We start from the raw sequence: 23,762 nt of genomic DNA on the forward strand, positions 1-23,762 counted from the left end.
CACCCGCGACTCCATCGCCCCAGTCGTCGCCATCTCGGCTCCGATTGACGGTCTCCTCACGAATCAGAGCAGCGTCGCCGTCGCCTGGACGGTTGATGGTATCGCCCAGACCACGGATCTCACGGCCACGCTGGTTGAAGGCGCCAACCTCATTACGCGCTCCGCCACTGATGCTGCCGGCAACACCGGCACGGCCTCGGTCACGGTCACCCGCGACTCCATCGCCCCGGTCGTCGTGGTTGATGGTGGTTCATCCAATTGTTCGGTAAATCAGGATGGCAGTATCACTTGCGACATCATCGGCCTCAACGGCAACCCGTTCAAAGTGACCTTGCCCGCCGGAACTCAACCGATCGCGCCAGCCACATCAATTAGCATTACGGTGGTTGATGAAAATCAGCGGCCGCAGATCAAGATCAATGCCAGCTTGCCCGCCGGTTCGACCAAAATGATTGAGATGAATAAAGGTACGCTCGGTCAGCATATCTGCATCAAGGACGTGGCCGGTGCGGAATTCTCTTCCGCCCCAGGTCTCTGCGAGGGTTCGAGCGGCGGCACGCAGATTCGTCTGCCAGCGGCCGGTTCGAGCGCTGTGTACTCGGTCGGCGCAGGTACGGTTGATGGTCCGCATAATGTGAATGTCGCGCTGAGTGCTGATGGTACGGTTGTTACAGCTTCTGGTCTTTTGCACACGGTGCTTGAGATCATGAATATTAACGTCAATGACGCGGATAACGATGGTGTGATTGACGATCAGGATAAGTGTCCCGCGGTTTACGGCACAGCCAATTTCTTCGGCTGCCCGGCCGCAGTCGACGCTTCCTTTGAGCGCCACACTGTCCAGACCGGCACTAAGCCTGGTAGCACCAAAGTCGGCATTGCGAATGCTGGTATTTCACTCTTCAGCCAGGCGGTCGGCTCCTGTGCCTCGAACATCGGCAGCAGTCCGAAAGACTACGCCGCTATTCTCGCGAGTTGTACGCCGGTCAGCGTCGGTCAGACCAATGAGAGCGGCAATGTCCGCATCGGTCTTGAGACCGGCAAATGGCTGCTTATCGCCACTGATCCGCAGACCAACGTGATCGCCGGTTCGACGGTCGGCACGGTCGTCGCGGGCGACTTGGTCAGCAAACACCTCCAGGTCATCGTTACCGCCAACGGTGCCGCGGTCTCGGGTAAGACCACGGTGAAGACTGGTTCCGAGCTTCGGATCATCGAGCCTGAATACATGGTCTGGGATAGCACATTGGCTTACTATCCTTACATCTTCGAGGCGTCCGGTGATTGGGGTGTCGAGGTTTCGGTCATGCCGCCGGAAGGTTTCGTCGCCGATGTCTCGGTTCTCTCCGACGTGGTTGCCAGCGATTACAAGGCATTGCAGTTTACTCTCACTGATGTGGGTTCCTGCTGGGAGTGCGGCACGGTCTTTGACTTGGACGTGAGCCACAAAGGCAAAGTCGAAAGACTGCAGAGTCGCATTGAATCCGTCATGACTGAAAGTTTCGTCGGCAAGAAAGGCTTGAACGTTAAACAGCTCGAGAAACTCGGCGTCCGCGTCCTCAAAGCTGAAGCCAAAGAGGAAGCTAAGGAGGACAAGAAGGATGCAAAGAACGCCAGGCTTTCCATGAGCGACTCTTCTTGGACAGTGGTCAAGCGCGAGCTTGTTCCCGCGGCCCAGGATGAAGCGGTCAAGTCGATCTCTCGCAAGGTCGCTGAGTTCAACGGTATCCGCATTCTCGACTGGGCCATATCCAGGGGATATACGGAAGCTCACGCCCGGAATGTCGGCCTGATCCTCGATCTGAGTCCGGTCTCCAAGTCCTGACCAGCAACGAATCGAAAAATAACCCGGTCCTCGCGGACCGGGTTATTAGTTTCAGTTTCGTTTCGGCAGATCATTCCGCGCCCGACGATGTTCAAGAGATTTTTTTGAACCAGCCGCGGATCCGGTTCCAGACGTTCGGTTCGGCCGGCGGCGTCGGCGGCATCGCGACAGCTGGTTTTTCGCCAGCCAGCGACTGATCCGCGTCATACTCGCCGTTTTTTATCCGTTCAAGTTCGATTCGAACCTGCTCTTCCGTCGCCCGTGGAGCGGGCTGGACAGGGGACAGAGCGTGTTCTTCGGCGGAGACGCGGTGTTCGCTCGCGGGTTCGAACGGCTGTTCACCGTACCGATAGGCGTAGTTGGTTTTAGGATCGAAGTATTTATCCAGCAGTCCGTAGTGGCCGAGAAATTTTTTGAAGTCGCCGCCGGATTGGGCGATATAGACCAGCTCGTTGATCCGGGCGTTGTACCGCGGCGTCGCGTCGGGTTGGGCCGCTGCTTCCAGGCCGCGGATCGCTTCCAGGACGGCGGCCAGGACCTGCTCCGCGTTCCGGCGGCCAGCGGTCATTCCCGATCGGTCGCGCGCCGCGCCTGTTCGGGAGTAGATGACTACTTCCGGGAAGATCTCGGTCGCACCAGGTTCACTGGGCGAGCCTTTGATCTTGAAAGCGCCGACGATCTCGCGTAGATGCTCATTTCCCGGCTGCCGGAACATCCCGATCAGCCGCTTCGCGACTTCGCCCAGCATTTCCCGCCGCGGTTGGAGATGGATCTTGTATTCTGACATCAGGTCCTCGCCGACGCGTCGCATAATCTTGGCCAGGGCTTCGCGGCCGTGGAAATATTCGCCCGTGGCTTCGCTGTCGGAACCGGCGGTCTCGTAATAACCGTTCAGGATGGCTTCTTGAGCCGCGTCTTGTGCTTCGCTGATTTTTTGGCTGTCGGTCAGGGCCTGTTCATTGATGATGAAGAAGTCATAACCGCTGATGAAATATTTTCCTTGGATGATATCGCCGTCATGTTCGACGATCTCATCCAGAAGTTTGATCTGCTCTTCTCTCGGCAAAGCATCAAAATCAGCCATCTTTTTCCAGAGATCGTTTTCCACCGCCAGCTCGCGGTCGTCAACCTGAACTTCCGGTCCGGCTGTGCCGACTGGTGGCGTCGCGCCAAGGTCGCGCTCGGAGTCATCGAATTGTTCCCGCGATTTGGCCATAGATCGTCCATTAAGCATTGTAGGGCTAATGTAGCGTGTTTTAGCCGAAAAAACAAGTTTTAGGTCCGGGTGCGGGTAAGTTGTCTTTCGTGTATAATTAACATATTGATTCTTTGTGATGCGACCTGATATGACCAAGAGACCCCTGATCAATTACGACCATTCTTTGATGTTCGCCGGCCGGCCGTCTGGTTCGGTGCCGCTCGAAGACGAGATGCATGAGCTGATACGGCGGCTGGAAACAGTGAAGACCGAAGTGTTGCGCCAGAAGCGCGCTAAACTGATCGGTTTTTTTCACAGCCCGGATGCCCTGAGCGATATCCGGGCGACCGAAAAACTGGCCGCCGAATTGCGCCGTCAGTACAAGACTCTCGTGGTCATCGGCATCGGCGGTTCTGATCTCGGTGCCCGGGCGATCCTGCATGCGCTGGGTCCTGTAAGTGGCGGGTTGGCGGTCGAGTTCATCGGCGCGAACACTGATCCGGAAGAGATCGCCGCGCTGCTCAGGAGACTCGACCTCAAGACCACGGTGCTGAACATCGTGTCCAAATCCGGCGACACCATCGAACCGATGAGTGTCTTCTTTTTGCTGCGCGACCGGCTGATCAAGGCCGTCGGTCTGAAGAGACACGCCGCCCAGGTTGTCGCGACGACTGACCGGAAGCAGGGGACCCTGCGCCGCATCTGCGAGCTCGAGGGTTACCGGACGCTGCCGATCCCGGCCGATGTCGGCGGGCGTTTTTCCGCGCTGACGCCGGTGGGCCTGTTCCCGGCCGCTTGCGCCGGCATCGACATCCGGAAAATTTTGACCGGCGCCCGGCAGGTGCGCGACAGTTTCATCGCCGCCCCGGCGGCCAAGAACGGCCCCCTGCTTTTCGCTGGCCTGCATTGGGAAGCCTATCTGCGCCGCTCGCAGCATATCACGGTGCTCATGCCTTACGCCGAAGCCCTGAGGGACTTTGGTTTCTGGTTCCGCCAGCTCTGGGCTGAGAGCCTGGGCAAGAAACACGACCGCGTCGGCCGGACCATGTTCCACGGGTTCACTCCCGTCGCCGCGCTCGGCGCCACGGATCAGCATTCGCAGATCCAGTTATATAATGAAGGCCCGCTCGACAAGACCGTCACTTTCATCGAAGTGGCCAGGTTCCGCGAGGATCTCGACACGGTCGCTCCGTATCCGGAGATCGAGGGCGCGGCCTATATCGGCGGTCACACTTTCAGCGAGATCATCCATGCGGAGCGACTGGCCACGGCCATCGCGCTCGCGAAGAATAACCGGCCGTCCGGCACTTTGACCATTCCCGGCATCTCGCCGCAGGCCATCGGCGGTCTGATGTTCTTTTTCGAGATCGCGGTCGCGGCCATGGGCGAACTCCTGGACATCAACGTCTACGACCAGCCCGGCGTCGAAGCCGGCAAGCGCGCCATGTGCGCCCTGCTCGGACGGGCCGGCTACGAATTGGATCAGCCCAAAATCAAACACTGATTCGCTGGCCTATGAATTGGCGTCTTCTGACGGCCGGATTGGCGAAACGCGTCCGCGTCGGCTGGAAAAATTTCTCTGAAGCCGCGTCGCCGCTCGCGGCCAGATACGGGCTTCTGGCCGTCATCGTTTTCGCGTTGCCGCTCCTGGTTTTTTTCAGCCGCCAGGCGGCCATTGAAGCGCGCCGGCCGATCTTTTTTTCCGACCGGCCAGATTTCGCCGCGGTCAGCGCCCGGTCGCTGCCGTCGGAGCCCGGCGAGGACCGGAGGCCGATACCAGCGGTCGTCAAAGGCGTCTATGTCTCCGCGGATACGGTGGGCGAAAAGCGTCGTTTCAACGAGATCATCAAGCTGGTCGGGGAGACCGAGATCAACGCCCTGGTGATCGACCTGAAGAATTATCGCAGCGAGCTCGCTTTCACGGCGGAGCGGCCCGAGCTGCGTCCGTTCGTGGCGCCCCAGACGCCTCTCGGACGGCTTCCTGAATTGACCGAGCGCCTCCACGAGGAGGGGATCTATCTGATCGGTCGGGTGCCGGTCTTTCAGGACCAGACCTTCAGCACCCGGCATCCGGAATACGCGGTGAAAAAAGCCGGCGGCGGCGTCTGGCGCGACCATCGCGGTCTGGCCTGGCTTGATCCGGCCTCCAAAGCGGTCTGGAAATACGCCGTCGCTATCGCCGAGGAAGCGGCCGCGGCCGGTTTCGACGAGATCCAGTTCGATTACATCCGTTTTCCGTCGGATGGCGATCTGAGCACCATCGTTTACGACGTCTATGACGGCCGGACGCCCAAAGCCGAAGTCATGCGCGGCTTTTTCCGCTATCTGGACCACGAGCTCCGTTTGAAACACAACATCCGCATCTCGGTTGACTTGTTCGGCTTGGTCATGTGGCAGCACCAAACCGACATGAACATCGGCCAGCGTCTCGATGCGGCTCTGCCGAGCTTCGATTACATCTCGCCGATGGTCTATCCGTCGCATTATCCGGCCGGTTTCAACGGTTACGCCAACCCGGCACTGTATCCTTACGAGGTCGTCTACAAGAATCTGGTGCGCGGCCAGGAGGTCCCGAAGAAGATCCTGGCCGACGCGGCCGCTGATGCCGGGGCCGAGGTTCCGAAACTCGCGACCATCAGGCCCTGGATCCAGGATTTTAACATGGGAGCGGTTTATGACGCCGCGAAAGTGCGCGCCCAGATCAAGGCTTCGATGGATGGCGGAGCAAGCGGCTGGCTGCTTTGGAATGCCGCCAATGTTTATACGGCCGGCGCTCTTGAGAAAGGGAGCTGAGTGCGATAGAATTACATCAGTATCTTCGCGCTTTTTCGCGCCACCAACAGATGATTATGCGAAAAGATCTCATTTTTTCAGCAGCGATCCTCGGACTTCTGGCTGTCGGCGCCGGTTGTGTCGGAACTGGCCAAGTGGCCATTCCTCCCGATCGCATGAATACCGAATCGGCGCTCTCGACCGCGCCGCGTAATCCGCTCGAAGCCATCGAACGCGCTAAAACCATGTCGGCTCCGGCCGTATCCGAGCAGTCGGCAGAAAATACGTCTATGAATAACATTTCCGTTCCGACGCCGCGTCCGGTTAAATTCCCCGGCATCCTCTCCGAGGCCGAACTTCAGGGTAAAGTCGCCGTGATCTCGACCGCCAAAGGTCAGATCGTCTTCGAGATCGACGGTCAGGCTGGTCCGCGCGCGGCTTCGAATTTCATCGCCCTGGTGAAGAGCGGTTTCTATGACGGTCTGAAATTCCATCGGGTGGTGCCCGGATTCGTCATCCAGGGCGGCGACCCGCTCGGCAATGGCACTGGCGGTCCCGGTTACAAGTTCGAGGATGATCAGGTCACTGGCGAATATCTGGCCGGCACCGTGGCTATGGCCAACTCCGGTCCGGACACCAACGGCAGCCAGTTCTTCATCTGTCTGGAGGATCTGCGGGCTTCTCTGGAAAAGAAATATTCCATCTTCGGCCGCGTCATCTCCGGACTCGACGTGGTCCGCGCAATCAGCGTGGACGACGTGATGGAGAGCGTCGCCATCGAAGATCGCCGCTGACCCCGCGCTCATGGAACCAGCTTTACCGCCGTTACATCCCAAACTTCCCAGGCTTCTCGAGGAGCTTGATCTTAAGATTCTCGACGCCGTCAAATGGAATGTCTTGCTTTGCCGCCACAAAACGGCCATTGAAGGCGATCCTTTGCTTATCCTGAAGTTCGGTTCCGACGAACGCAAATCCGCCAACCTGGAATACGAGGTGCGGATCCTACGCGACGTGCTCACGACCATCGCTCAGGAGAATTTCGATCGTTTGGTGCTGCCTGAATACGTCAACGACGGCGAATACGACGGTCTGCGCTGGGTGCTCACCAAGTATGTTCCTGGCAAGCACCTGCTGTACGAATGGTCGGAGTTGTCCTACAAACCGGAATTCATCGGCGGCAAAGCCATTGGCTTGGAGGTGGCGCGTTATTCCGTTGACGTGCTGCGTGATCTGCGGATGGTGGATGTTGATGATGTCCCGGAATTCGTCCGACGTTTTGATTTCGATCGCTGGCTCGCTGATTTCAAGATCCGTAGCCGCGAGCTCGTGAGCCGTGGTATCTTTGTGCCGGCTACGGTCGGTAAGGCTGAAGAGCTGTTCAGTTCCCTGGCGACTTCGCGCTACCAGGGCAACATGTTCACGAATGGGGATTTTTATCCTCGTAATTTCATTATTTTGACCAAAGGCAAGGTCGCGGTCGCCGACTGGGTGGGTGGCGTTGATCCCTGGGAGTTCGTGGCGATGAAAGCTTGGATCATGATGTGGGGCAATCCGGCCTGGCAGGCCGCCTATATCCAGGAGATCAAGAAGCATTTTCCGGTCGATGTCGAAGCGATGCAGGTCGGCCTGCTCGTCAAGGCGGCAAATCGCATCTGGCTGTGGCGTGATGTCCCGGAAGAACATATCGGTTTCTCGCGTTCGCAACTGCTGGCTTATTTCAACAAATGCCTGGATTTCAAGTTCGTCCAGAGCATCTTCGAATGACATCCTATGTCCGCCGCCGATCAGGTTCTCCAGGATATTGAAAAAAGATCCAAGTGGGAATTTTTGCCGATCATCGGGTCGGAGAAGGGTGCCCTGATCGAACAGCTCCTGGCCGCGAAGAAGCCTTGTCTGGCCGTGGACATCGGAGCCATGGTCGGCTACGCCACGGTGCTGATCGCGAACCGGCTTTCACCCGGTTGTCGCGTTATTGGTTTGGAGATCAGCAATGAGCTGGCGGATCGGGCGGAGGAAAATATCCGCCGCGCCGAGGTCGCGGATCGGGCGTCGATCATCCGCGGCGATGCCCGGGTCGGCCTGAAGCAGATCGCCGGTCCGATCGATCTGGTGCTCCTGGACGCCCAGAAGTCGCAATATCTCGGCTGCCTGAAGAAGCTGGAGTCGCGGCTGAGTCCGGGGGCGGTCATCATCGCCAATGGCACCTCTTCCTTTCATAAGGAAGTGCGCGGTTATCTCGATTACGTCAAGAGTTCCGCGGCTTATGAGAGTTCGAGCCATGTTTTCGGCGCTGACGCGATGGAAGTCAGCATCTTCAAAGGCTGAAGTGATGGTTAAAAAACCGCCTACGGGGCGGTTTTTTTTGATGAAGATGGAGAGTACTGGAGTACTGGAGTACTGGAGTGCTGAAGAGACGGAGTTGAGGAGATACGAAGATACGGAGCCGCGTCGTTTGCGAACGACGTGACGGGTCCAGGGGGAGTTCGTTTTTTCGCTTCCATCTCTACGCTTTCTTCCAAATCTGCTAAGCTGTATCCACCTATTCTGACTGACAGCTCTACGCATGAATAAAGCGATCTACATTTGTCTTATCGTCGGCGTCGTGGTTCTTGGTTTTGCCGCCGGCCGTCTGACTGGCGAGGGACAGGCCGGGAACACAGCCATCGTCAAACGTTTGTTTCCGCTTCTGCCGGCGCCGCCCAAAGAGACCGCGGCCATCGATCCTGCGCCAGTCGAAGCCAAAGAACCTTCGGCCGCGCTGATCGTTGAGGTTCCCGGCGATGGCGCCGCGGTCAGCCCGGTTTTCGAGGTCGCTGGCCGCGCTAAAATGAACGGCGGCGCGATCATGATCGAGATCACCGATGTCAGCGGCCAGGTCCTTTTCCGCGAGCGCACACCTGTTACCGGAAATCCGGGCGATGACTACGGCCGCTTCAGCCAGAGCGTCTCTTTGGATGCGGCTGATGTCCGGGAGATCAGGGTCAGCGTCGCTTTCGAGACCGCCGACGGCGGACTGTCCGACGAAGCGATCGTCAGGACCGTGTTTCTCAGCGACCCTGATTCGTTCGCGATCAAGATCTACCTGAATCGGATGGGCGTCGAGGCGTCCAGCCAATGCGACAGTGTTGAAGCCGTCGAGCGGATCGTGTCGAGCAAGGGTGCGGTCTATCGTTCCGCGATCGCCGAGCTGCTCAAAGGACCGACGGCTGAGGAAAAGACCGCCGGGTTGTATTCTTCCTTGCCGCGCGGCGCGACGCTCCGGTCGGTCGCGACCGACGCCGACGGCGTCGTCACTGCTGATTTCTACCGCACGCTCGAATCCGGCGTGGCCGGTTCCTGCCGCGTCCAGGCCATCAGAGCCCAGATCACTTCGACCTTGCAGCAGTTCCCGGAAGTCCGCGGCGTGGTCATCAGCGTCAATGGCCGCACCGAGGACGTCCTGCAGCCTTAGCCAAGCGCCGCGCCGCGGCTTAAGTCATCGGCATGAAGAAGTTTTTCATCCTGATCCTCATCATCGGAGCGGTCGCCGGATTTTATTATTGGCAGGTTCTGGGATCGGACAAGTTCGGACTGTGGCCGGATCCGGTCTACGAATTGCCGAATTACGTTTTTGCCGAGCGTCCGGTCAGGACCGAGGGCGGCTATTGGCTGCTGGCGCGTCCTATGCCGACGGCCCGGGTCGGTTTGGCGGCCACTCAGATCAACGGCCGGATCTATGCGATCGGCGGCGTCGACCGCTGGGGCCAGACCGTGAAGACCGTCGAGGTCTTCGATACGTTCACCAATTCCTGGTCCGCGGCTCCGGGTCTGCCTGTGCCGCTGCATCGCGCCGCCGCGGTCGCGCAGGGCGGGTTGGTGTACGTCATCGGCGGACTGCAGGGGGCGGCTCTGAAACCGACGGACGGCCTGTATATCTACGACCCCAAGACCAGTTCTTGGACAGCCGGACCGGCCATACCGCAGCTCATCGGCGGCGCTTTGGCGATAGCGACTGACGACCAGATTCATGTTTTCGGCGGCCGCAATTCTTTCGGATCGCTGGGCACGCATTTCGTTTTTGATATCTTGGCCGGCCAGTGGTCCAAAGCGGATGATATGATCTCCGTGCGCGAGGGGATGGCTGGCGATGAATTCGGAGGGCATATCTATCTCGCCGCCGGCCGGTCCGGTTCGCGGGCCCTGAATCTGGGGACCTTCGAGAGTTTCGATCTCGCCGCCGAGCAATGGGACGCGCTCGAAGCCTTGCCGACGCCGCGCGGCAACCTCGGTGCGGCCTACGTCAAAGGCAGACTTTATGTCTTCGGCGGCGAAGGCATGAGTTCCGCTCTTGATCAGATCGAGGCTTATGACGCCGGTCGTCATGTTTGGCAGTCGGTCGGACGCCTGCCGGTGCCGCTTCAGGGATTCGGAACCGCCTCGATCAACGACCGGGTCTATATCATCGGCGGCGGCCGCCGTCCCGGCTGGTCGGTGAGCGATCTGACTCTGGTCTATATTCCCTGATCTCTTGAACCACGATGCCTATGCCCGCGATGTCTGTCGCTGAATTCATCGAGTTCCTGAATACGGCTCTATCCGCCGCGGTTTTTCCGGCCGGCGTCGACGTCGAGGGCGAGGTCGCCGAATATCGCGTGTCGCAGGACAAATGGATCTGGTTCCTGCTCAAGGACGAACAGGCGACAGTCTCTTGTTTCGCGACCGTGTGGCAGCTGCGCCAGCCGCTCGAAGACGGTCTGCGCGTCCGCATCCATGGCCAGCCCAAGGTCCACGCCAAGAGCGGCAAGTTCTCGATCACGGTGGAGCGCGCCGAGCCGGTGGGCGAGGGAGCCTTGCGCCGCGCATTCGAATTGCTCAAGGCCAAACTGGCCGCCGCGGGGCTGTTCGCCGCCGAACGCAAACGTCCGCTGCCGCGGTTTCCCCGGCGCATCGGTCTCATCGCCTCGGCCGAGTCGGCTGCTTACGGCGATTTCCTGAGGATCCTTGGCGCCCGCTGGGGCGGATTGGAGATCGTCCTCGCCGACGTGCAGGTCCAGGGCCGCGCGGCCGCCGGACAGATCGCCAGCGCTTTCCAGTGGTTCGACCTGCATCCGGACGCGGCCGACGTGCTCGTGCTCACGCGCGGCGGCGGTTCGCTCGAGGATCTCCAGCCTTTCAATACCGAGGAAGTGGCGCGAGCCGTGGCTGGTTCGCGGATCCCAGTCGTGTGCGGCGTCGGGCATGAGCGCGATCAGACGCTGGCTGATTTCGCGGCTGATGTCCGCGCTTCGACCCCGACGAATGCCGCGGAGATCGTCGTTCCGGATCGGCGCGAACTCAGCGCGGCCGTGGAGGCGCGTTCCGAGACCTTGGTCTCGTCGCTGCGGTCGCTGGTCGCGGCCCGTGGGGCCCTGGTCGCCGATCTCGCTTCCCGGCTGGAGGCGTCGGTGCGGCGCGGCCTGGCCGCCTCGCGGCAGCGTTTGTCCGGTTTTGACGCCGCCCTGAACCTGTTCGCCGCCAAACTCGCTCGTTCAGGCGAGGTCCTGACTTCGGCTTCCCAACGCCTGTTCGACCGGATGGCCATGAGGCTTCTGGCGAGCCGGTCCAACATCGAAGGCCGGGAGCGGCTGCTGCGCGGGCTAGATCCGAAGCGGCTGCTCGGCCGCGGCTACGCCATCGTCCGGGCCCGCGGCCGCGTGCTCAAAGACGCGGCGCTCGTGGACATTGGCGAAGAGCTTGAGTTACAATTGTCCAGCGGCCGGTTGGCCGCCGAGGTCAAAGAACGCCGCCCTGCGCGCGTTCCGAATGAAAATTTATGAGCAAGAAGAAAATCGCCGGCGAGGAGATCGATTTCGGCCAAGCCTACGGAGAACTCGAAAGCATCGTCGCCTGGTTCGAGCGCGAGGATACCGACCTGGACGAGAGCCTGGCTAAATTCGAGCGCGGCCTGACGCTGGTCCGGCAGTGCAAAGAGCGGCTGCAGGCTGTGGAGAATCGCGTGTCCGAGATCAAATCCAAGTTCCGCGAGGAACAGCGGCCTGAGGCCGGCCAGCAAATATTATGAACCTGCCCATCAATCGTTGGACCGCGGCCAAGCTCGCCGCTCTCACCGTCGGCGGCCTGGCTTTGGCCATGATCGTCCCGACTCCGCCGATTCCGGCCGCCGCCGGCATCAGTCTCGCCGGCGCCATGATCGTGAGCGCCGTGCTCTCAGTGCTCCTGAAACTCGCCGCGACGCGCCGCCGCGATCTCTTCTCGACCGTCTATCTCGAATTGAACAAACTCCGGCGCATCTACCACATCTCCAAGAACTTGGCCGCGTCCGGCTCCAAGCATCGCATCTGGTTCACGGACCTGCACGGTTTCCTCTACGGTTACCTGTCGGAGTTTTCCGGCCGCTCGCTCACCGAGTACAATCAGACCAATCCGGCCTTCCGCAAGCTCAGCTATCATATCTATACCGTTCCGGAACTCGCCACGGACAAGGAACGCGCGCTGTACGAGGATCTGCTCCAGAGCACGGCGACGATCGCTGAATCCCGCCAGCGCATCAAAGACCTGCTGTCGTCGCGGTTGTCGGCCTATTCCTGGGTCGTCGTCCTACTGCTCGTCATGGCCTTCTCCGCCCTGGTGCTGCTCGCCGCCGGACCGGGGGTCGCGGAGCGCGTCGCGGCCGGCACTGTCCTTGCCTCGGTCCTTCTGGCTGTTGACCTGCTCTGGGAGCTTGATACGATGCGGACCGATCTGCGCGATTGGGCCAGGCGCTACGTCGATAACGTGAGCAAACTCGAGCTCGGACGCCGCGGCATCGACGAATGAATCACGATCACGAAATGTTTCTATGAAAAATCATTCCCGGACCCACGGCCAGAGCAGCAAGACTTCGTATCGGACGCCGAGCATGTTCCGTTCGAATATCTGGCGCCTGAAGGTCGACAGTAATTCCAAGATCGCCCTGAGATCGAACAAGGGTAAGGGCCGCTAATTTCCGATCATCCCTATGGCTAAGAAGCAGCAGGAGAATTTCGTCTTGTCTCTCGGCGGTTCGCTGATCGCGCCGAAAGAGGGGATCAATCCGTCGTTCATCAGGTCGTTCCGCGACCTCGTGCTGAAACGCGCCAAGCGCGGCAGCAAGTTCGTCGTCGTCTGTGGCGGCGGCGCCACGGCACGCGCATACCAGACGGCCGCCGCGTCCGCGGCTCCGACGCTCAGCCAGGACGAACTCGACCGCGTCGGTATCCAGGCCACGGTCCTGAACGCCCGGCTGATGCTCGCGATCTTCGGCAAGTCCGCCCACGGTATCATCACTGATCCGCGCGTGAAGCTGCCCGCCAAGACCAAGGTCATTATTGGAGCCGGCTGGGAACCGGGCTGCTCGACCGATTATGACGCGCTGCTGCTCGCGGAAATGATCGGCGCTGGCACGGTCATCAACTTCTCGAACATCGCTTACGTCTATGATCGCGATCCGCGGAAGTTCCCCGACGCCAAGGCCTTGAAGTCCATGACCTGGAAGCAGTTCCGCCAGCTCTTCGGTTCGCGCTGGAGCCCGGGTCTCAACAGCCCGTTCGATCCCATCGCCGCCAAAGCCGCCGAGCGCGCCGGCATCCGCGTCATCATCGCCGACGGCCGCGATCTCGCGAACATCGGCCGGATTCTCGACGGCAAGCCGTTCATCGGCACCGTGATCAGTTAAAAAGCTTGCAGATTATGTCCGTGGGAGAGAAGTTGAAAAAGACGATCAGATTGCTGCCGCTCATCGCGGCGGTCGCGGTGCTCGCGGTCATGACCGTGATCGCTATTCGGGCCGGCCTCCGCGAAGCCGCGCCCGGTCCGGATCTGCCGCCGGTCATCGATCTGACCTGGACGCCGCTCGGTCCGCTGGACCTGCGCGACTTCAAAGGCCGGCTGACGATCTCCGACGATCGCGCCCTGGATTTCACGACCTATCGTTTCCGCCTGGTCGAACTCGACAAGACCGTCGATCTGCCGATTCCGGGCATGATGGGCAAGGAATACGGGCAGGATATCTTCCTGGGACTCATCGCCAGCGACCCGAAACTCGCCGACAAAAGCCGGCTGACGATCGAGGTTTCCATCAAGGACGATGCTGGCCAGCAGACCTCGATCCGCCGGGTCGTGCGCCTTAAACCAGCGGCTCTTGACGCTATCCTGAAAACACCTTAAGATACCCGCAGTAAACCGATCGCCAAAGACAATGGGTCCCGTAAGGCTTAATTTCTCCGCAACGCGCGGTGGAAGCCCATCGAGGTGAAACGGCTCTGTCGAGCCGCGTACCGGATGCCCGCCCAATGCTTGAGCGGACCCCGGAACCCATTGTCTGTGGCCATCGCCACGGATTTTTTTTGTCCACCTTGGTCTGCTGGCCGCGTTAAGCGGCCAAATAAAAAACGACAACCCTCCACAGCTTCAGCGAAGGAGGGTGTCCACCGCAGTCAGCGTGGTCTAACCCCAAAGGTCGAATCGGGTCCAAACTGCTATTCACTAGCAACACTTATGGCTAAAAGTCGCGCCAAGAAAAACGACGAAGTCGCGCGTTACGCCGATAAGTTGGCTCAGATCAAGTCAGCGATCTTCGCTGACCTGTCCAAGCTCAAGGTGAACGATTCCAACGAGCTTCGGCGCAAAGCCGAGGGTGCGGACGTGGCCGTGGTCGCGTCCAAGAAAACCCTCCTGCGCCTCGCGCTCGAACAGGCCAAGGTCACGGGCATCGACGTCAAGACGCTCCCGGGAAGCGTGTCGCTTCTCCTGGGCCTCTCGGACGAGGTCGCCCCGGCCAAGGTCCTGGATACGTTCGCCAAGACGCACGAGAACGTCAGGCTGCTCGGCGGCCTGCTCGGCTCGCAGTGGATGACGTCGGAACAGGTCACCAACCTGGCCAAGCTGCCTTCGAAGGAACAGCTCATCGCCCAGGTGGTCGGCACGATCCGCGCTCCGCTCTCCGGTCTCGTCGGCGTCATGCAGGGCAATCTCCGCCAGCTCGTCTACGCGCTCAACGCGATCAAGGATTCTAAATCCGCTTAGCGCCGTCACCCGGCACTGATAAGCATCAAATCTTATGTCAGAAGAAATGAAGAACGTCGAGGTCCCCGCCAAGTTCAAGGATCTCGTCGCCTCGATCGAAAAGATGTCCGTCCTCGACCTGGCGGAGCTCGTCAAGGTCCTCGAAGATAAGTTCGGCGTTTCCGCCGCCGCTCCGATGATGGCCATGGCCGCCGCTCCGGCTGCCGCCGCCGCTCCGGCTGAGGAGAAGTCCTCCTTCGACGTCGAGCTGACTGATTCCGGCGCCAACAAGATCGGCGTCATCAAGGTCATCCGCGAGATCACTCAGATTGGTCTGAAGGATGCCAAGGACATGGTCGACGCCGCCCCGAAGATGGTCAAAGAGGGCGTTGCCAAGGCCGATGCCGAAGCCTGGAAGAAGAAACTCGAAGAGGCCGGCGCCAAGGTCACTTTGAAGTAAGAGCACAGTCGAAAAAACCAGCCCCGCAAGGGGCTGGTTTTTTGATAGTGCTGGAGTTAAAGAAGTGACGGAGTCAGGGAGAGACGGAGACTCCGGTCTTTCCGGCGTTTACGTCTGCGCTTCTTCCACCCTCTTTTTTATCTCTTCAATATTCGGTTCCGCGGCCATGACCAGATCGTGGAACGAGCTGTCTGACGTCGCCAGTTCATGGAAGGAGGCGCCGTAACGGTCGGCCCAATCCAAACGTTCCTGTTCCGAGGACATGCCCGCCAGGATCATGATCTGGATCTCGATGTATTTCTTGCCGTATTCCCGCATCAGCCGGAGGTTCTGGTCGGCTTTCTCGACGTTCGCGGCAACGGCCGCTGGTTCTTCCGGTGACGGTCTTTCTGGTGACATAAGGTCCGGTTATTTTTGTTCCGGCAGCGTGAATTTCAGGATCTGGTTGCCGCTGGTGAAATACGCCGCGCCGGCTTTTTCATCGATCGCGAGATCAGTGGCGTTGCCGAGCAGTTCCGATTCGTATTGGACCGCGAGCAGGCCACTTTTCTTGTCATAGACTAGCAGACGGGCGGGGTAAGAGTCCAGGATGTAAAGCTTGCCGGAGTCGCTTGAGGTCCTGATCTTGCGGGGAGCGCCGATGGCCGGCTCGACCGGACCGAGAGTGAAATCAGTCCGGTTGCCGCTCATGAGTTGCACGACCTGGCCGTCCTTCAGCAGGACGAAGATCGATCCGTCCACGTCGAGCGAAATGGCGTTCGAAACGTCGGTCGCGTCCTTGATGTAGAATTGCGGTTTGGCGAAGCCGGAAGCCGCGAGGCCGACGCGCAGGATCCGGTTGTGGCTGGCGTCGAGCAGGTACAGACGGCCGCCGTAGAAGGCCGAATCACCCAGATTGCCGGCGGCGTCGCCGAGCGCGATCTGCCGGTCCGGCGCCAGACCTTTAGGCAGCGTCCGCACCAGGCCGCTCGCGTCGCCGGCGAGCAACGCGGCGCCGTCTGCGAGGAAGATCGCCGGCGCTTGGCCGTCCGCGATCTCGCCGATCGCTTCCGTCTTGCCGGTGGCCACAGTGACACTGAAGAGTTCGCCGGAAGCGGCCGCGGCCAGCAGTTTGCCGGACGCCAGGCGCAGCTCGGCGAGCTGAGGCTGGGAGTCGCGGCTGGTGATGTTCGCGATGATGTCCGGCGGTTGGAGTTTCACGGCTCGCCGCGTGGCCTCGAATTTCAGGGCGACCTTGGCCGTGAGCGCGGTCCGGACGTCCTTTTGGGCCTGGGTCCTCTGAGGGAGGGCTTCGACCATGGTCGCGGCTTCTTGCAGCAATTCTTTGGCGCGCGGCTCATCGTGATAGATCAGGCTGGCTTCGGCGGAGTCGATCTTGTGCCCGACCGCGGCGACAGCGTTGTCGTAATCGGCGGCCAGCCGTTCTTTGCGCCGCTGGCTCTCGGCTGCGGCCAGACTGAAGTTCAACACGACGACAACCGTCATGATGGCGAACAGGAGCAGGCGGCTCGTGAGCGAGAGTTGGTTGAACCGGTTGATGGCGGCGAACGGCATTTTTTTGAAGCGGCCCGTCTTGGCAGCGAACGCGCCGCGCAGCCGTTCGCGGTCAGCGAGCGTCGCGGCCAGAGTTTTGACGCTGCTGGCGAAGGCGCTGAAATGCCGCTTAATCTTGGAGGGAGTTGCCGCTGCGACCGGTTCCGGGATCGCCTCTGGTTCCTTTTCTTCTTTTTTAACTTCTTCGGTCCCGACGGGCGGCTGGGCGGATTTCGCCGCAATTTCGGATGTCGCAGCCTCAACGGTGACTTCTTCGGTTTCCTCGTCGATTGGCGTGCTCCAGGTGGCCGGTTCGGTTGCTGGTGCCGGCTCTTCGGTCGAGAGCACTGCTGTGGCCTTTTCTGTTTCCGGTTCAGCCGCGGGTTCTTCCGGCTCGATCTCGGATCGTGTTTCCGGTTCGCTTTCCGCCTCGGCCGGTTCTTCCGTCGGCGCCGGTTTGGGTTGGAGCAGCGCTCGGATCTGGTCGGCGAGGCCGCCGAAGAATGACGGAGTCAGGATGGCTTTGGTGTTGTTCTGGGTCTTGATCAGATACTCGATGGAATCTTGGGTCGTACCGCGGCTTTTGGCGCCCGGTCCGGACGTTTCGCCGGCGGCGGTCTCGACGCTGGCGTCGGCGATGAAGACCGCGAAACAGTTGTGGCGTCCGCCGCGGTTCACGAGTTCCCGAAGTTTGGCGGCGGCGGTCTCCGGTTCCGCGGCGGCGAGTAGTTCGTTCTTGAGGACATCCGGAGCGACCAGGCTGTTGATCTCGTTCGTCGCGAGGATCAGCTTGTCTTTGGAACCGATATTGCCGGAGATCAGGCTGCGGAAACCGCTCGAAGCCGTCGTGCCGCCGGTCGCGCCGTTTTTGTCGTCCGCGCTGTCGGCTTCGGCCAGATCGAAGAATTCCGCCTGCCGCGCGCCTAGCGGATGGAAGAGGATGATGGCCGGTCGGCCCCAGGCGGCCGCCACGATGCTGCGTCCGTTCTGGGAGATCAGGAAACCGCTCACGGTCGCGAGATCGATGTCCAGGCGGCGGTAGTTCAGTTTGTCTTCGAGAGCGGCGTTGACGCGGGTCACGGCGGCCTCGAAGACGGCTTCCTGGCCGGCATCCGGCGGCAGCTTCTTGATCGCCTCGGCGATGCCCCGCATGAGCGCGTCCTCGATGAGGGCGGCCAGGGTCCCGATCGCCTGGTCGGCGGCCTCGGCTTTGATGGCGCCATAGACCCGGCCGACGTCGCGGCGCGCGTTCTCGGAGAGATCGACGCTCAGGAGCCTTAAAAGGCATCCCCGGCGGCGGGGCTGCTGGCGGACGAAATAGGAGATGCGTTCCATGAGATCTGCCATAGGCTCGGGTGATTGACCATGTTGATGAGTGGTATTATACTACAATCGTTTTATTGGCTCCACCAGGTGAATATTCCCGCTGTCCAGCCCGGTTATGCTTGAACAACTGTTTGGTTCGAAAACCCGCGTGCGTCTGTTGCGCCTTTTCCTCAATAATCACAAGGGCGCTTATTTCGTGCGCGAACTGACGCGGAAGATCGGGGCTCAGATCAACGCGGTCCGCAACGAGCTGGATAATCTGGCGAAGATGGGCATCGTTCTGGAAGTCGAGGAAGAGGGCAAGACCCGGCCGACCGGCAAAAAAGGCCGTCGTTCGAGCCGCAAGAAGTTCTATCGCCTGAATACCGAAGCGCTGCTTTATCCCGAACTCAAGGCGCTGTTCCTCAAGTCGCGGGTGCTGCTGGAGAAGGATTTCGTGCGGCGGATCGCGGAGATCGGCAGCATCGGCTACCTGTCGCTCATGGGCACTTTCGTCGGTCCGGATCCGGCTCCGACGGACCTGTTCATCGTCGGCCGCGTCAACCGGGAGCGGTTGGTGGATCTGATCAAGGATTTTGAACAGGAGGTCGGCCACGAGGTCAACTACACGGTGATGACGCCTCAGGAGTACAAGTACCGCCGCGACGTCACCGACCGCTTCCTTTATAGTCTGCTCGAAGCCAAGAAGATCGTGGTCATCGATGCGCTGTCGAACAAGTTCGGTCCGGCCGCTTCCGGCGAGTCGGTCCTATGATCCTGCTGCTCGATGTCCGCAATGACCGCGTCGCGGCCGCCAAGATCGGCGGCCGTTCGGCGATCTGGTCCGAGGCGTCCGGGTCCAGGGAATCTTTGGTCTGCGTGGACAAGTTGTTTCCCAGGGCGAAGCGGAGCGCGGCCGGACGACCCCAAGCCGTGGTCATGGTCGAGCTCAGCGGCGCTGGCCGCGATCAGGTCTCCTGGAGCGCCATGCGCTCGGCGGTCGCGACGGCCAATACCCTGGCGTTCGCCTGGGGCGTGCCGGTCCTGAAGATCATCTGCAATGGCAGTGGGGCGCGGGGTGAGTTGGCCGCGGCGGCCCGCGTGGCCGCATCTAAAGCCAGGCCTGGTCAGCAGGTTTGGTTGAAGCCCGCCTATGGCGGCGAACCGCATATCACGCAGCCGAGAAAGGTCTAGACCAAAAAGAACAACCAAAAACCGCCCCCGTGGGCGGTTTTTTGATGGAGAGTGTAGAAGTACTGGAGTACTGGAGTACTGGAGTGCTGGAGTGCTGGAGTGCTTCATTACTCCCTGACTCCGTCTCTTCGTAACTTCGTCTCTCCCGCACTCCGTTACTCCATGACTCCGTCTCTTCCTGACTTCGTCACTCTTTCACCGCCGTCATCACGAAACACGGGAAGATGTTCAGAGGTTCGAATTCGACGTTCACCTTGCCGAAGGCTTCTTTGAGGTACGGGGCCATGAGCGGGGAGTACTGGTGGAAGATGATCATGATTCCGCCCGGTTTGAGCGCTGTTTTGGCGTCGGCGACGAGTTCACGCCGCTCTTCTCTGCTCAGGTAAGTGAACGGGATGCTGGCGATGATGGCGTCGGGCGCGCTGATGTTGTTCTCGGCCAGACAGGGGAGCAGACGCCGGGCATCGTCCAGGACGACCTTCAGGCGTTTGTCGCCCCAGGCCTGGAGATCCGCGGCGAAGACAGCGTTCGTTTCGATCGCGAGCACGCGGGCGTCACTTTTGAGTCCGGCTAAGATCTGTTTGGTGGCCACGCCGTCGCCCGGGCCCAGTTCGACCAGGGTGGAGATATTTTCGAGCGGCAGATGCTTCAAGATCCGGCAGATCACCGGCTTGGAACTGGGACTCAAAGCCGCCACGCGGGGATCGCGCAGATAGCGTTTCGTGAACGAAAATAGTTTGGACCAATCCATAATTTGATGGCGTGAACAGTGTCAGATGACCATACGCTTTTGAACTCGCGTTGTCTACTAGGGGAGTGCAGGAGAGACGGAGTCAGGGAGTCAATCGACATTTTTTTGACTCCCTTGCTTCACCGCTCCATCACTCCACAGCTCCCGCACTCTCCGGCCAGACAAAAAACCGACCGTGCGAAGCGGTCGGTGGAAGACAGGAGCTGATCAGTCGTCAGGACGTCGGTTTGGTGGCCTCTTCAAGAAGCTCTCTGATGATGAGCTTGGCCTTGTTGGCCCAACCCAGCTTCTTGGCCCGTTCGGCGATCTTGGTGATCTTGTCCGCCGGGTTTTGGCCAGGACCACTGTTCGAACCCGAGGATTTGGGCGGTTCGGAATCGTCGTCGAGTCCGGCCAGCGGATCTTTCGGGCGTTTGCCGTCGATCGGGGCTGATCCTTCGGGCGGGATCTCGTCGTCATCCTGGAACGGGTCGCTGATGTCGTCGTCTTTAAAGTCCAGGATCTTGTCGACGTACTCTTCCAGCGCGTTCTTGATTCGGGTCAGCGCCACGCGATGAAAGACCATGTCGAGCTGCTGGTCGTTGCAATAGGCGATGTAGACCCTGAGCGGCCGGATCGGGTGTCGGCAGATATCGCACCTCAAGGCTTCCGGATCATGTTCAAGCCCGCAATGCGTCGCGCCCATCTGAGCTTCGAAGACCTCGATCAGGATGTTGCGGTGGATGAAGCGCAGCACCTTTTTATTCTCATCGCTGAAGATCGGCATGTCAGCCTCCTGTATCGCTCTTTGTAAAGAACGGACTCGATTTGGTCTATCCTATTATAGAGGTTCCAAAAAAGCAACTCCCGTTTTGGGGCTGGAGGGTTGATTATGCGGCCCCGAATTGCTATCGTTTTGAGGCTGTAAGTTATGCGAAAAACGCGATTTTTTAGGTTCACGGAAATGATCCCCGGCGCCCTGGTCTGGCTGACGCTCGTCGCCGCCGTCCTTTTGTCGTGGCTGGCGCCGCTCGCGGTCATCTATTTCATCATTATTTTCGACCTGTTCTGGCTGTTTCGGGTCTGTTATTTCGTTTTTTACGTCACGCTCTCCTGGCGCCAGTACCGTCACGACATCCGCGTCGATTGGCTGGCTAAAGTTTCGGTCCTGCCGCGGTTCAATTCCATTTACCACCTGATCTTCCTGCCGACCTATAAAGAAGGGCTGGAGATCATCCGGCCGGCGCTGCGCAGCCTTGTCGCTTCGGCTTACCCGAAGAAAGACCGCTTCATCGTCGTGCTCGCCGGCGAAGAGGGCGACCGGGAACACTTCCTCAGGAACGCCGCGATCCTCGAATCCGAGTTCGGCAGCGACTTCTTTCGTTTTCTCGTCACCGTCCATCCGAAGGGCCTGCCGGACGAGATCCCGGGCAAGGGCTCGAACATCAACTGGGCCGGCCATCGCGCCCAGGAATTCATCGATGAACTTCAGATCCCGTATGAGGACATCATCGTGTCGTCTTTCGATTGCGACACTTGCGTGCATCCTCAATATTTCGCCTGCCTGACCTACAAGTACCTGACGCATCCGGACCCGACGCATTCGTCGTATCAGCCGGTCGCGCTCTACAACAACAACATGTGGGAGTCGTCGGCCGTCATCCGCACCGCGGCGTTCGGCACGACCTTCTGGCTTTTGACCGAGCTCGCGCGGCCGGAGCGCCTGTTCACGTTCGCCTCGCACAGCATGCCGTTCAAGATGCTCGTGGACGTCGGTTTTTGGGAGAAGGACATCGTCACCGAAGATTCGCGCATCTTCATCCAGGGCTTGCTCCATTACGACGGCGATTATTCGGTGACGCCAATCTATGTGCCGGTCTCTATGGACACGGTCATGTCCGACACGCTCTGGAAGAGCCTGGTCGCGCTCTACAAGCAGCAGCGCCGCTGGGCCTGGGGCGTCGAACATCTGCCGTATCTCGTCGATCGCCTGCGCCGCCGGCCGAATTTCCCGCTGCACAAGAAGATCTACTACGTCTGGAACCAGCTCGATGGCATGTATTCCTGGGCCACGGCGCCGCTCCTGATCTTCATCCTCGGCTACCTGCCGATCTGGCTCGCGCCCGAAGCCCTGAAGCGGACCGCTCTGTATCAGAACACGCCGCACACGCTCGAGAACCTGATGACGCTCTCCATGATCGGCGTGCTCGTGTCGGCCATCCTGAGCCTGAGCCTGCTGCCGCCGCGTCCGGCGCACCGGCGCAAGCGCGACTTCATCGTCATGCTGCTGCAGTGGGCGCTCGTACCGGTGACGTTCGTGCTGTTCGGGTCGATCCCGGCCGTGGACGCCCAGACGCGGCTGATGCTCGGCAAATACCTCGGCTTCAACGTCACGGAAAAGAAGCGCAAACTCGAAACTCCAGCACTCCAGCACTCCGTAATTCCCTAACTCCTGCACTTCCGCACTCCGTCATCCTAGAGTCGCGAAGTCATGGAGTTACGGAGAGACGAAGTCAAATCGATAGGACTCCGTATCTCCGTGACTCCACGACTCCGTCTCTTCGTCACTCCCTAACTCCGTCTCTTCCCAACTCCGTCTCTCTCACATCCCCATGCCTCGCGTTTCCATCAACATCGTCACCTGGAACAGCCTGAAATTCCTGCCGGAGGCTCTGAAGTCCATCGCGGCCCAGACCTACCGCGATTTTTCCGTGCTCATCATTGATAACGCCTCGAGCGATGGCACGACCGAGTTCATCCGCAGCGAGTATCCGTCCTTCGGGCTGTTGCGCAATTTCAAGAATCTCGGCTTCTGCCGCGCCCACAATCAGGGTATCGGACACGTGGTCGCGCATTCGAACGGCGGCGGCGAAGACCGGCTCATTCTCGTCACCAATCCCGACATCGTGCTCGAACCGGATTTCCTGAAGAATCTGGTCGCGTCGCTGGATCGGCGGCTCGACGCCGGCAGCGCCGGCGGCAAGCTGCTCAAGATCTTCGATCGCGACGAGGGCGGCATGCGCGAACCGGTCCGCACCGCGACGATCGATTCGACCGGCCTGCGCGTTCTGCGCTCGCGCCGTTTCGTCGACCGGGGAGCGGGGGAGTCGGATGACGGCCGTTATGACCGGCCGGAGGAGGTCTTCGGAGTTTCGGGCGCCGTGGCGCTGTATCGCCTCGCGGCCCTGGAGGATGTCGCCCAGGATGGCCAGTATTTCGACGAGGATTTTTTCGCTTACAAAGAGGACGTTGATCTGGCCTGGCGCTTGCGGTTGCGCGGCTGGACCTCCCTTTACGCGCCCGCGGCCAGAGCCTATCATTACCGCACCGCGGCCGGCGGCGAGCGTGCCAGATTGCGCGAGATCGCTTCGGGGCGTCTCGGCCGCTCGAAGTTCGTCAATTATCTTTCCTACCGCAACCACCTGTTCGTGCTCGCGAAGAACGAGTTCGCGGCGAATTATTTCCGGCACTGGATCTTCATCAAGTGGTACGAATCCGTCAAATTCCTTTATATTCTTTTTTTGGAGCCGTCGTCGCTCAGGGCCTTGCCCGAGATATTGCGCCAGCTGCCGCGCTTTCTGCGCAAGCGGCGCGAGAACCTGGCCCGCGCGAAAGTTTCGGCCAAGGACATGAGGCGCTGGTTCGCCTCCAGATGATCATTTGCCAATAGCGCGAAGAGTTTGGGAGCGGGGAAGCCAGGAAGAAATAGAAGTAATTCATTGACTCCCTGACTCCGTCACGTCGT

25 protein-coding genes are annotated in these 23,762 nt (G+C 60.1%); 20 read left to right on the plus strand and 5 right to left on the minus strand.

The genetic code is table 11. The annotated features are described in order from the left end of the window. Positions 1-1,825: hypothetical protein (locus tag WCT10_00005; GenBank protein MFA6603208.1), on the plus strand; the 1,825-nt coding region annotated here is incomplete at its 5' end. Positions 1,826-1,916: 91 nt separating this feature from the next. Here WCT10_00005 and WCT10_00010 read toward each other — a convergent pair. Then, positions 1,917-3,041, minus strand: coding sequence for a hypothetical protein (locus WCT10_00010; GenBank protein MFA6603209.1), 1,125 nt, complete (start codon positions 3,039-3,041; stop codon positions 1,917-1,919). Between the two features lie 130 nt (positions 3,042-3,171). Here WCT10_00010 and WCT10_00015 point away from each other — a divergent pair, with 130 nt between their 5' ends. The 15 genes from WCT10_00015 to rplL all read left to right on the plus strand — a co-directional run bounded on the left by WCT10_00015 (position 3,172) and on the right by rplL (position 15,255). Further along, on the plus strand, positions 3,172-4,527 hold the full coding sequence (locus WCT10_00015) for a glucose-6-phosphate isomerase (GenBank protein ID MFA6603210.1): 1,356 nt from the start codon (positions 3,172-3,174) through the stop codon (positions 4,525-4,527). A gap of 11 nt (positions 4,528-4,538) precedes the next feature. Beyond that, on the plus strand, positions 4,539-5,816 hold the full coding sequence (locus tag WCT10_00020; GenBank protein ID MFA6603211.1) for a putative glycoside hydrolase: 1,278 nt from the start codon (positions 4,539-4,541) through the stop codon (positions 5,814-5,816). Between the two features lie 56 nt (positions 5,817-5,872). Then, positions 5,873-6,589, plus strand: a complete 717-nt coding sequence (locus WCT10_00025) for a peptidylprolyl isomerase (GenBank protein ID MFA6603212.1) — start codon at positions 5,873-5,875, stop codon at positions 6,587-6,589. Positions 6,590-6,599: 10 nt separating this feature from the next. Next, entirely contained in the window at positions 6,600-7,559 is a 960-nt protein-coding gene (locus tag WCT10_00030; protein MFA6603213.1) for a hypothetical protein, read from the plus strand. 6 nt (positions 7,560-7,565) lie between these two features. Then, the gene (locus WCT10_00035; GenBank protein ID MFA6603214.1) at positions 7,566-8,120 is read left to right on the plus strand and encodes a class I SAM-dependent methyltransferase; all 555 of its coding nucleotides are present in this window, start codon (positions 7,566-7,568) and stop codon (positions 8,118-8,120) included. Between the two features lie 238 nt (positions 8,121-8,358). Then, positions 8,359-9,246, plus strand: a complete 888-nt coding sequence (locus tag WCT10_00040; protein MFA6603215.1) for a GerMN domain-containing protein — start codon at positions 8,359-8,361, stop codon at positions 9,244-9,246. Positions 9,247-9,278: 32 nt separating this feature from the next. After that, positions 9,279-10,298 carry a kelch repeat-containing protein gene (locus WCT10_00045; protein MFA6603216.1) on the plus strand — a complete coding sequence of 340 codons (1,020 nt, stop codon included), beginning with the start codon at positions 9,279-9,281 and terminating at the stop codon, positions 10,296-10,298. Between the two features lie 20 nt (positions 10,299-10,318). Further along, positions 10,319-11,590 carry an exodeoxyribonuclease VII large subunit gene (gene xseA / locus WCT10_00050; GenBank protein ID MFA6603217.1) on the plus strand — a complete coding sequence of 424 codons (1,272 nt, stop codon included), beginning with the start codon at positions 10,319-10,321 and terminating at the stop codon, positions 11,588-11,590. Beyond that, positions 11,587-11,835, plus strand: coding sequence for an exodeoxyribonuclease VII small subunit (xseB, locus tag WCT10_00055; protein MFA6603218.1), 249 nt, complete (start codon positions 11,587-11,589; stop codon positions 11,833-11,835). Before xseA ends, xseB begins: the two co-directional genes overlap by 4 nt. Then, positions 11,832-12,590 carry a hypothetical protein gene (locus tag WCT10_00060; GenBank protein ID MFA6603219.1) on the plus strand — a complete coding sequence of 253 codons (759 nt, stop codon included), beginning with the start codon at positions 11,832-11,834 and terminating at the stop codon, positions 12,588-12,590. The genes xseB and WCT10_00060 overlap by 4 nt, the downstream gene beginning before the upstream one ends. A gap of 22 nt (positions 12,591-12,612) precedes the next feature. Further along, on the plus strand, positions 12,613-12,756 hold the full coding sequence (locus WCT10_00065) for a hypothetical protein (protein ID MFA6603220.1): 144 nt from the start codon (positions 12,613-12,615) through the stop codon (positions 12,754-12,756). Between the two features lie 15 nt (positions 12,757-12,771). Continuing rightward, positions 12,772-13,467 (plus strand): UMP kinase, encoded by a 696-nt coding sequence (gene pyrH, locus WCT10_00070; GenBank protein MFA6603221.1) that lies wholly within the window; start codon positions 12,772-12,774, stop codon positions 13,465-13,467. 14 nt (positions 13,468-13,481) lie between these two features. Continuing rightward, a complete protein-coding gene (locus WCT10_00075) occupies positions 13,482-13,958 on the plus strand; it encodes a hypothetical protein (protein MFA6603222.1) in 477 nt (158 codons plus the stop codon). 330 nt (positions 13,959-14,288) lie between these two features. Further along, positions 14,289-14,816, plus strand: a complete 528-nt coding sequence (rplJ, locus tag WCT10_00080; GenBank protein MFA6603223.1) for a 50S ribosomal protein L10 — start codon at positions 14,289-14,291, stop codon at positions 14,814-14,816. A 34-nt stretch (positions 14,817-14,850) separates the two neighbouring features. Beyond that, positions 14,851-15,255 carry a 50S ribosomal protein L7/L12 gene (gene rplL / locus WCT10_00085; protein ID MFA6603224.1) on the plus strand — a complete coding sequence of 135 codons (405 nt, stop codon included), beginning with the start codon at positions 14,851-14,853 and terminating at the stop codon, positions 15,253-15,255. A gap of 108 nt (positions 15,256-15,363) precedes the next feature. Here rplL and WCT10_00090 read toward each other — a convergent pair whose 3' ends face one another. Together WCT10_00090 and WCT10_00095 are read right to left on the minus strand one after the other, a co-directional pair. Continuing rightward, positions 15,364-15,654, minus strand: coding sequence for a hypothetical protein (locus WCT10_00090; GenBank protein MFA6603225.1), 291 nt, complete (start codon positions 15,652-15,654; stop codon positions 15,364-15,366). 9 nt (positions 15,655-15,663) lie between these two features. Further along, positions 15,664-18,135: a hypothetical protein gene (locus tag WCT10_00095; GenBank protein ID MFA6603226.1), complete on the minus strand. Its 2,472-nt coding sequence runs from the start codon at positions 18,133-18,135 to the stop codon at positions 15,664-15,666. A gap of 94 nt (positions 18,136-18,229) precedes the next feature. Here WCT10_00095 and WCT10_00100 point away from each other — a divergent pair, with 94 nt between their 5' ends. Both WCT10_00100 and WCT10_00105 read left to right on the plus strand, forming a co-directional pair. Next, positions 18,230-18,868, plus strand: coding sequence for a hypothetical protein (locus WCT10_00100; GenBank protein MFA6603227.1), 639 nt, complete (start codon positions 18,230-18,232; stop codon positions 18,866-18,868). After that, positions 18,865-19,287, plus strand: coding sequence for a hypothetical protein (locus WCT10_00105; GenBank protein MFA6603228.1), 423 nt, complete (start codon positions 18,865-18,867; stop codon positions 19,285-19,287). The genes WCT10_00100 and WCT10_00105 overlap by 4 nt, the downstream gene beginning before the upstream one ends. Before the next feature lie 187 nt (positions 19,288-19,474). Here the strand turns inward: WCT10_00105 and WCT10_00110 are convergent, their stop codons facing one another. Both WCT10_00110 and WCT10_00115 read right to left on the minus strand, forming a co-directional pair. Then, positions 19,475-20,038, minus strand: a complete 564-nt coding sequence (locus WCT10_00110; protein ID MFA6603229.1) for an rRNA adenine N-6-methyltransferase family protein — start codon at positions 20,036-20,038, stop codon at positions 19,475-19,477. A 214-nt stretch (positions 20,039-20,252) separates the two neighbouring features. After that, entirely contained in the window at positions 20,253-20,804 is a 552-nt protein-coding gene (locus WCT10_00115) for a hypothetical protein (protein MFA6603230.1), read from the minus strand. Between the two features lie 144 nt (positions 20,805-20,948). On the opposite strand from WCT10_00115, the gene WCT10_00120 reads away from it, so the two are divergent. After that, the gene (locus WCT10_00120) at positions 20,949-22,466 is read left to right on the plus strand and encodes a glycosyltransferase family 2 protein (protein ID MFA6603231.1); all 1,518 of its coding nucleotides are present in this window, start codon (positions 20,949-20,951) and stop codon (positions 22,464-22,466) included. Between the two features lie 163 nt (positions 22,467-22,629). After that, the gene (locus WCT10_00125; protein ID MFA6603232.1) at positions 22,630-23,673 is read left to right on the plus strand and encodes a glycosyltransferase family 2 protein; all 1,044 of its coding nucleotides are present in this window, start codon (positions 22,630-22,632) and stop codon (positions 23,671-23,673) included. Positions 23,674-23,762 lie beyond the last annotated feature (89 nt).

The sequence above is a fragment of the Patescibacteria group bacterium genome (genome assembly GCA_041667185.1).
GTDB lineage: Bacteria > Patescibacteriota > Patescibacteriia > SG8-24 > SG8-24 > JBAYFM01.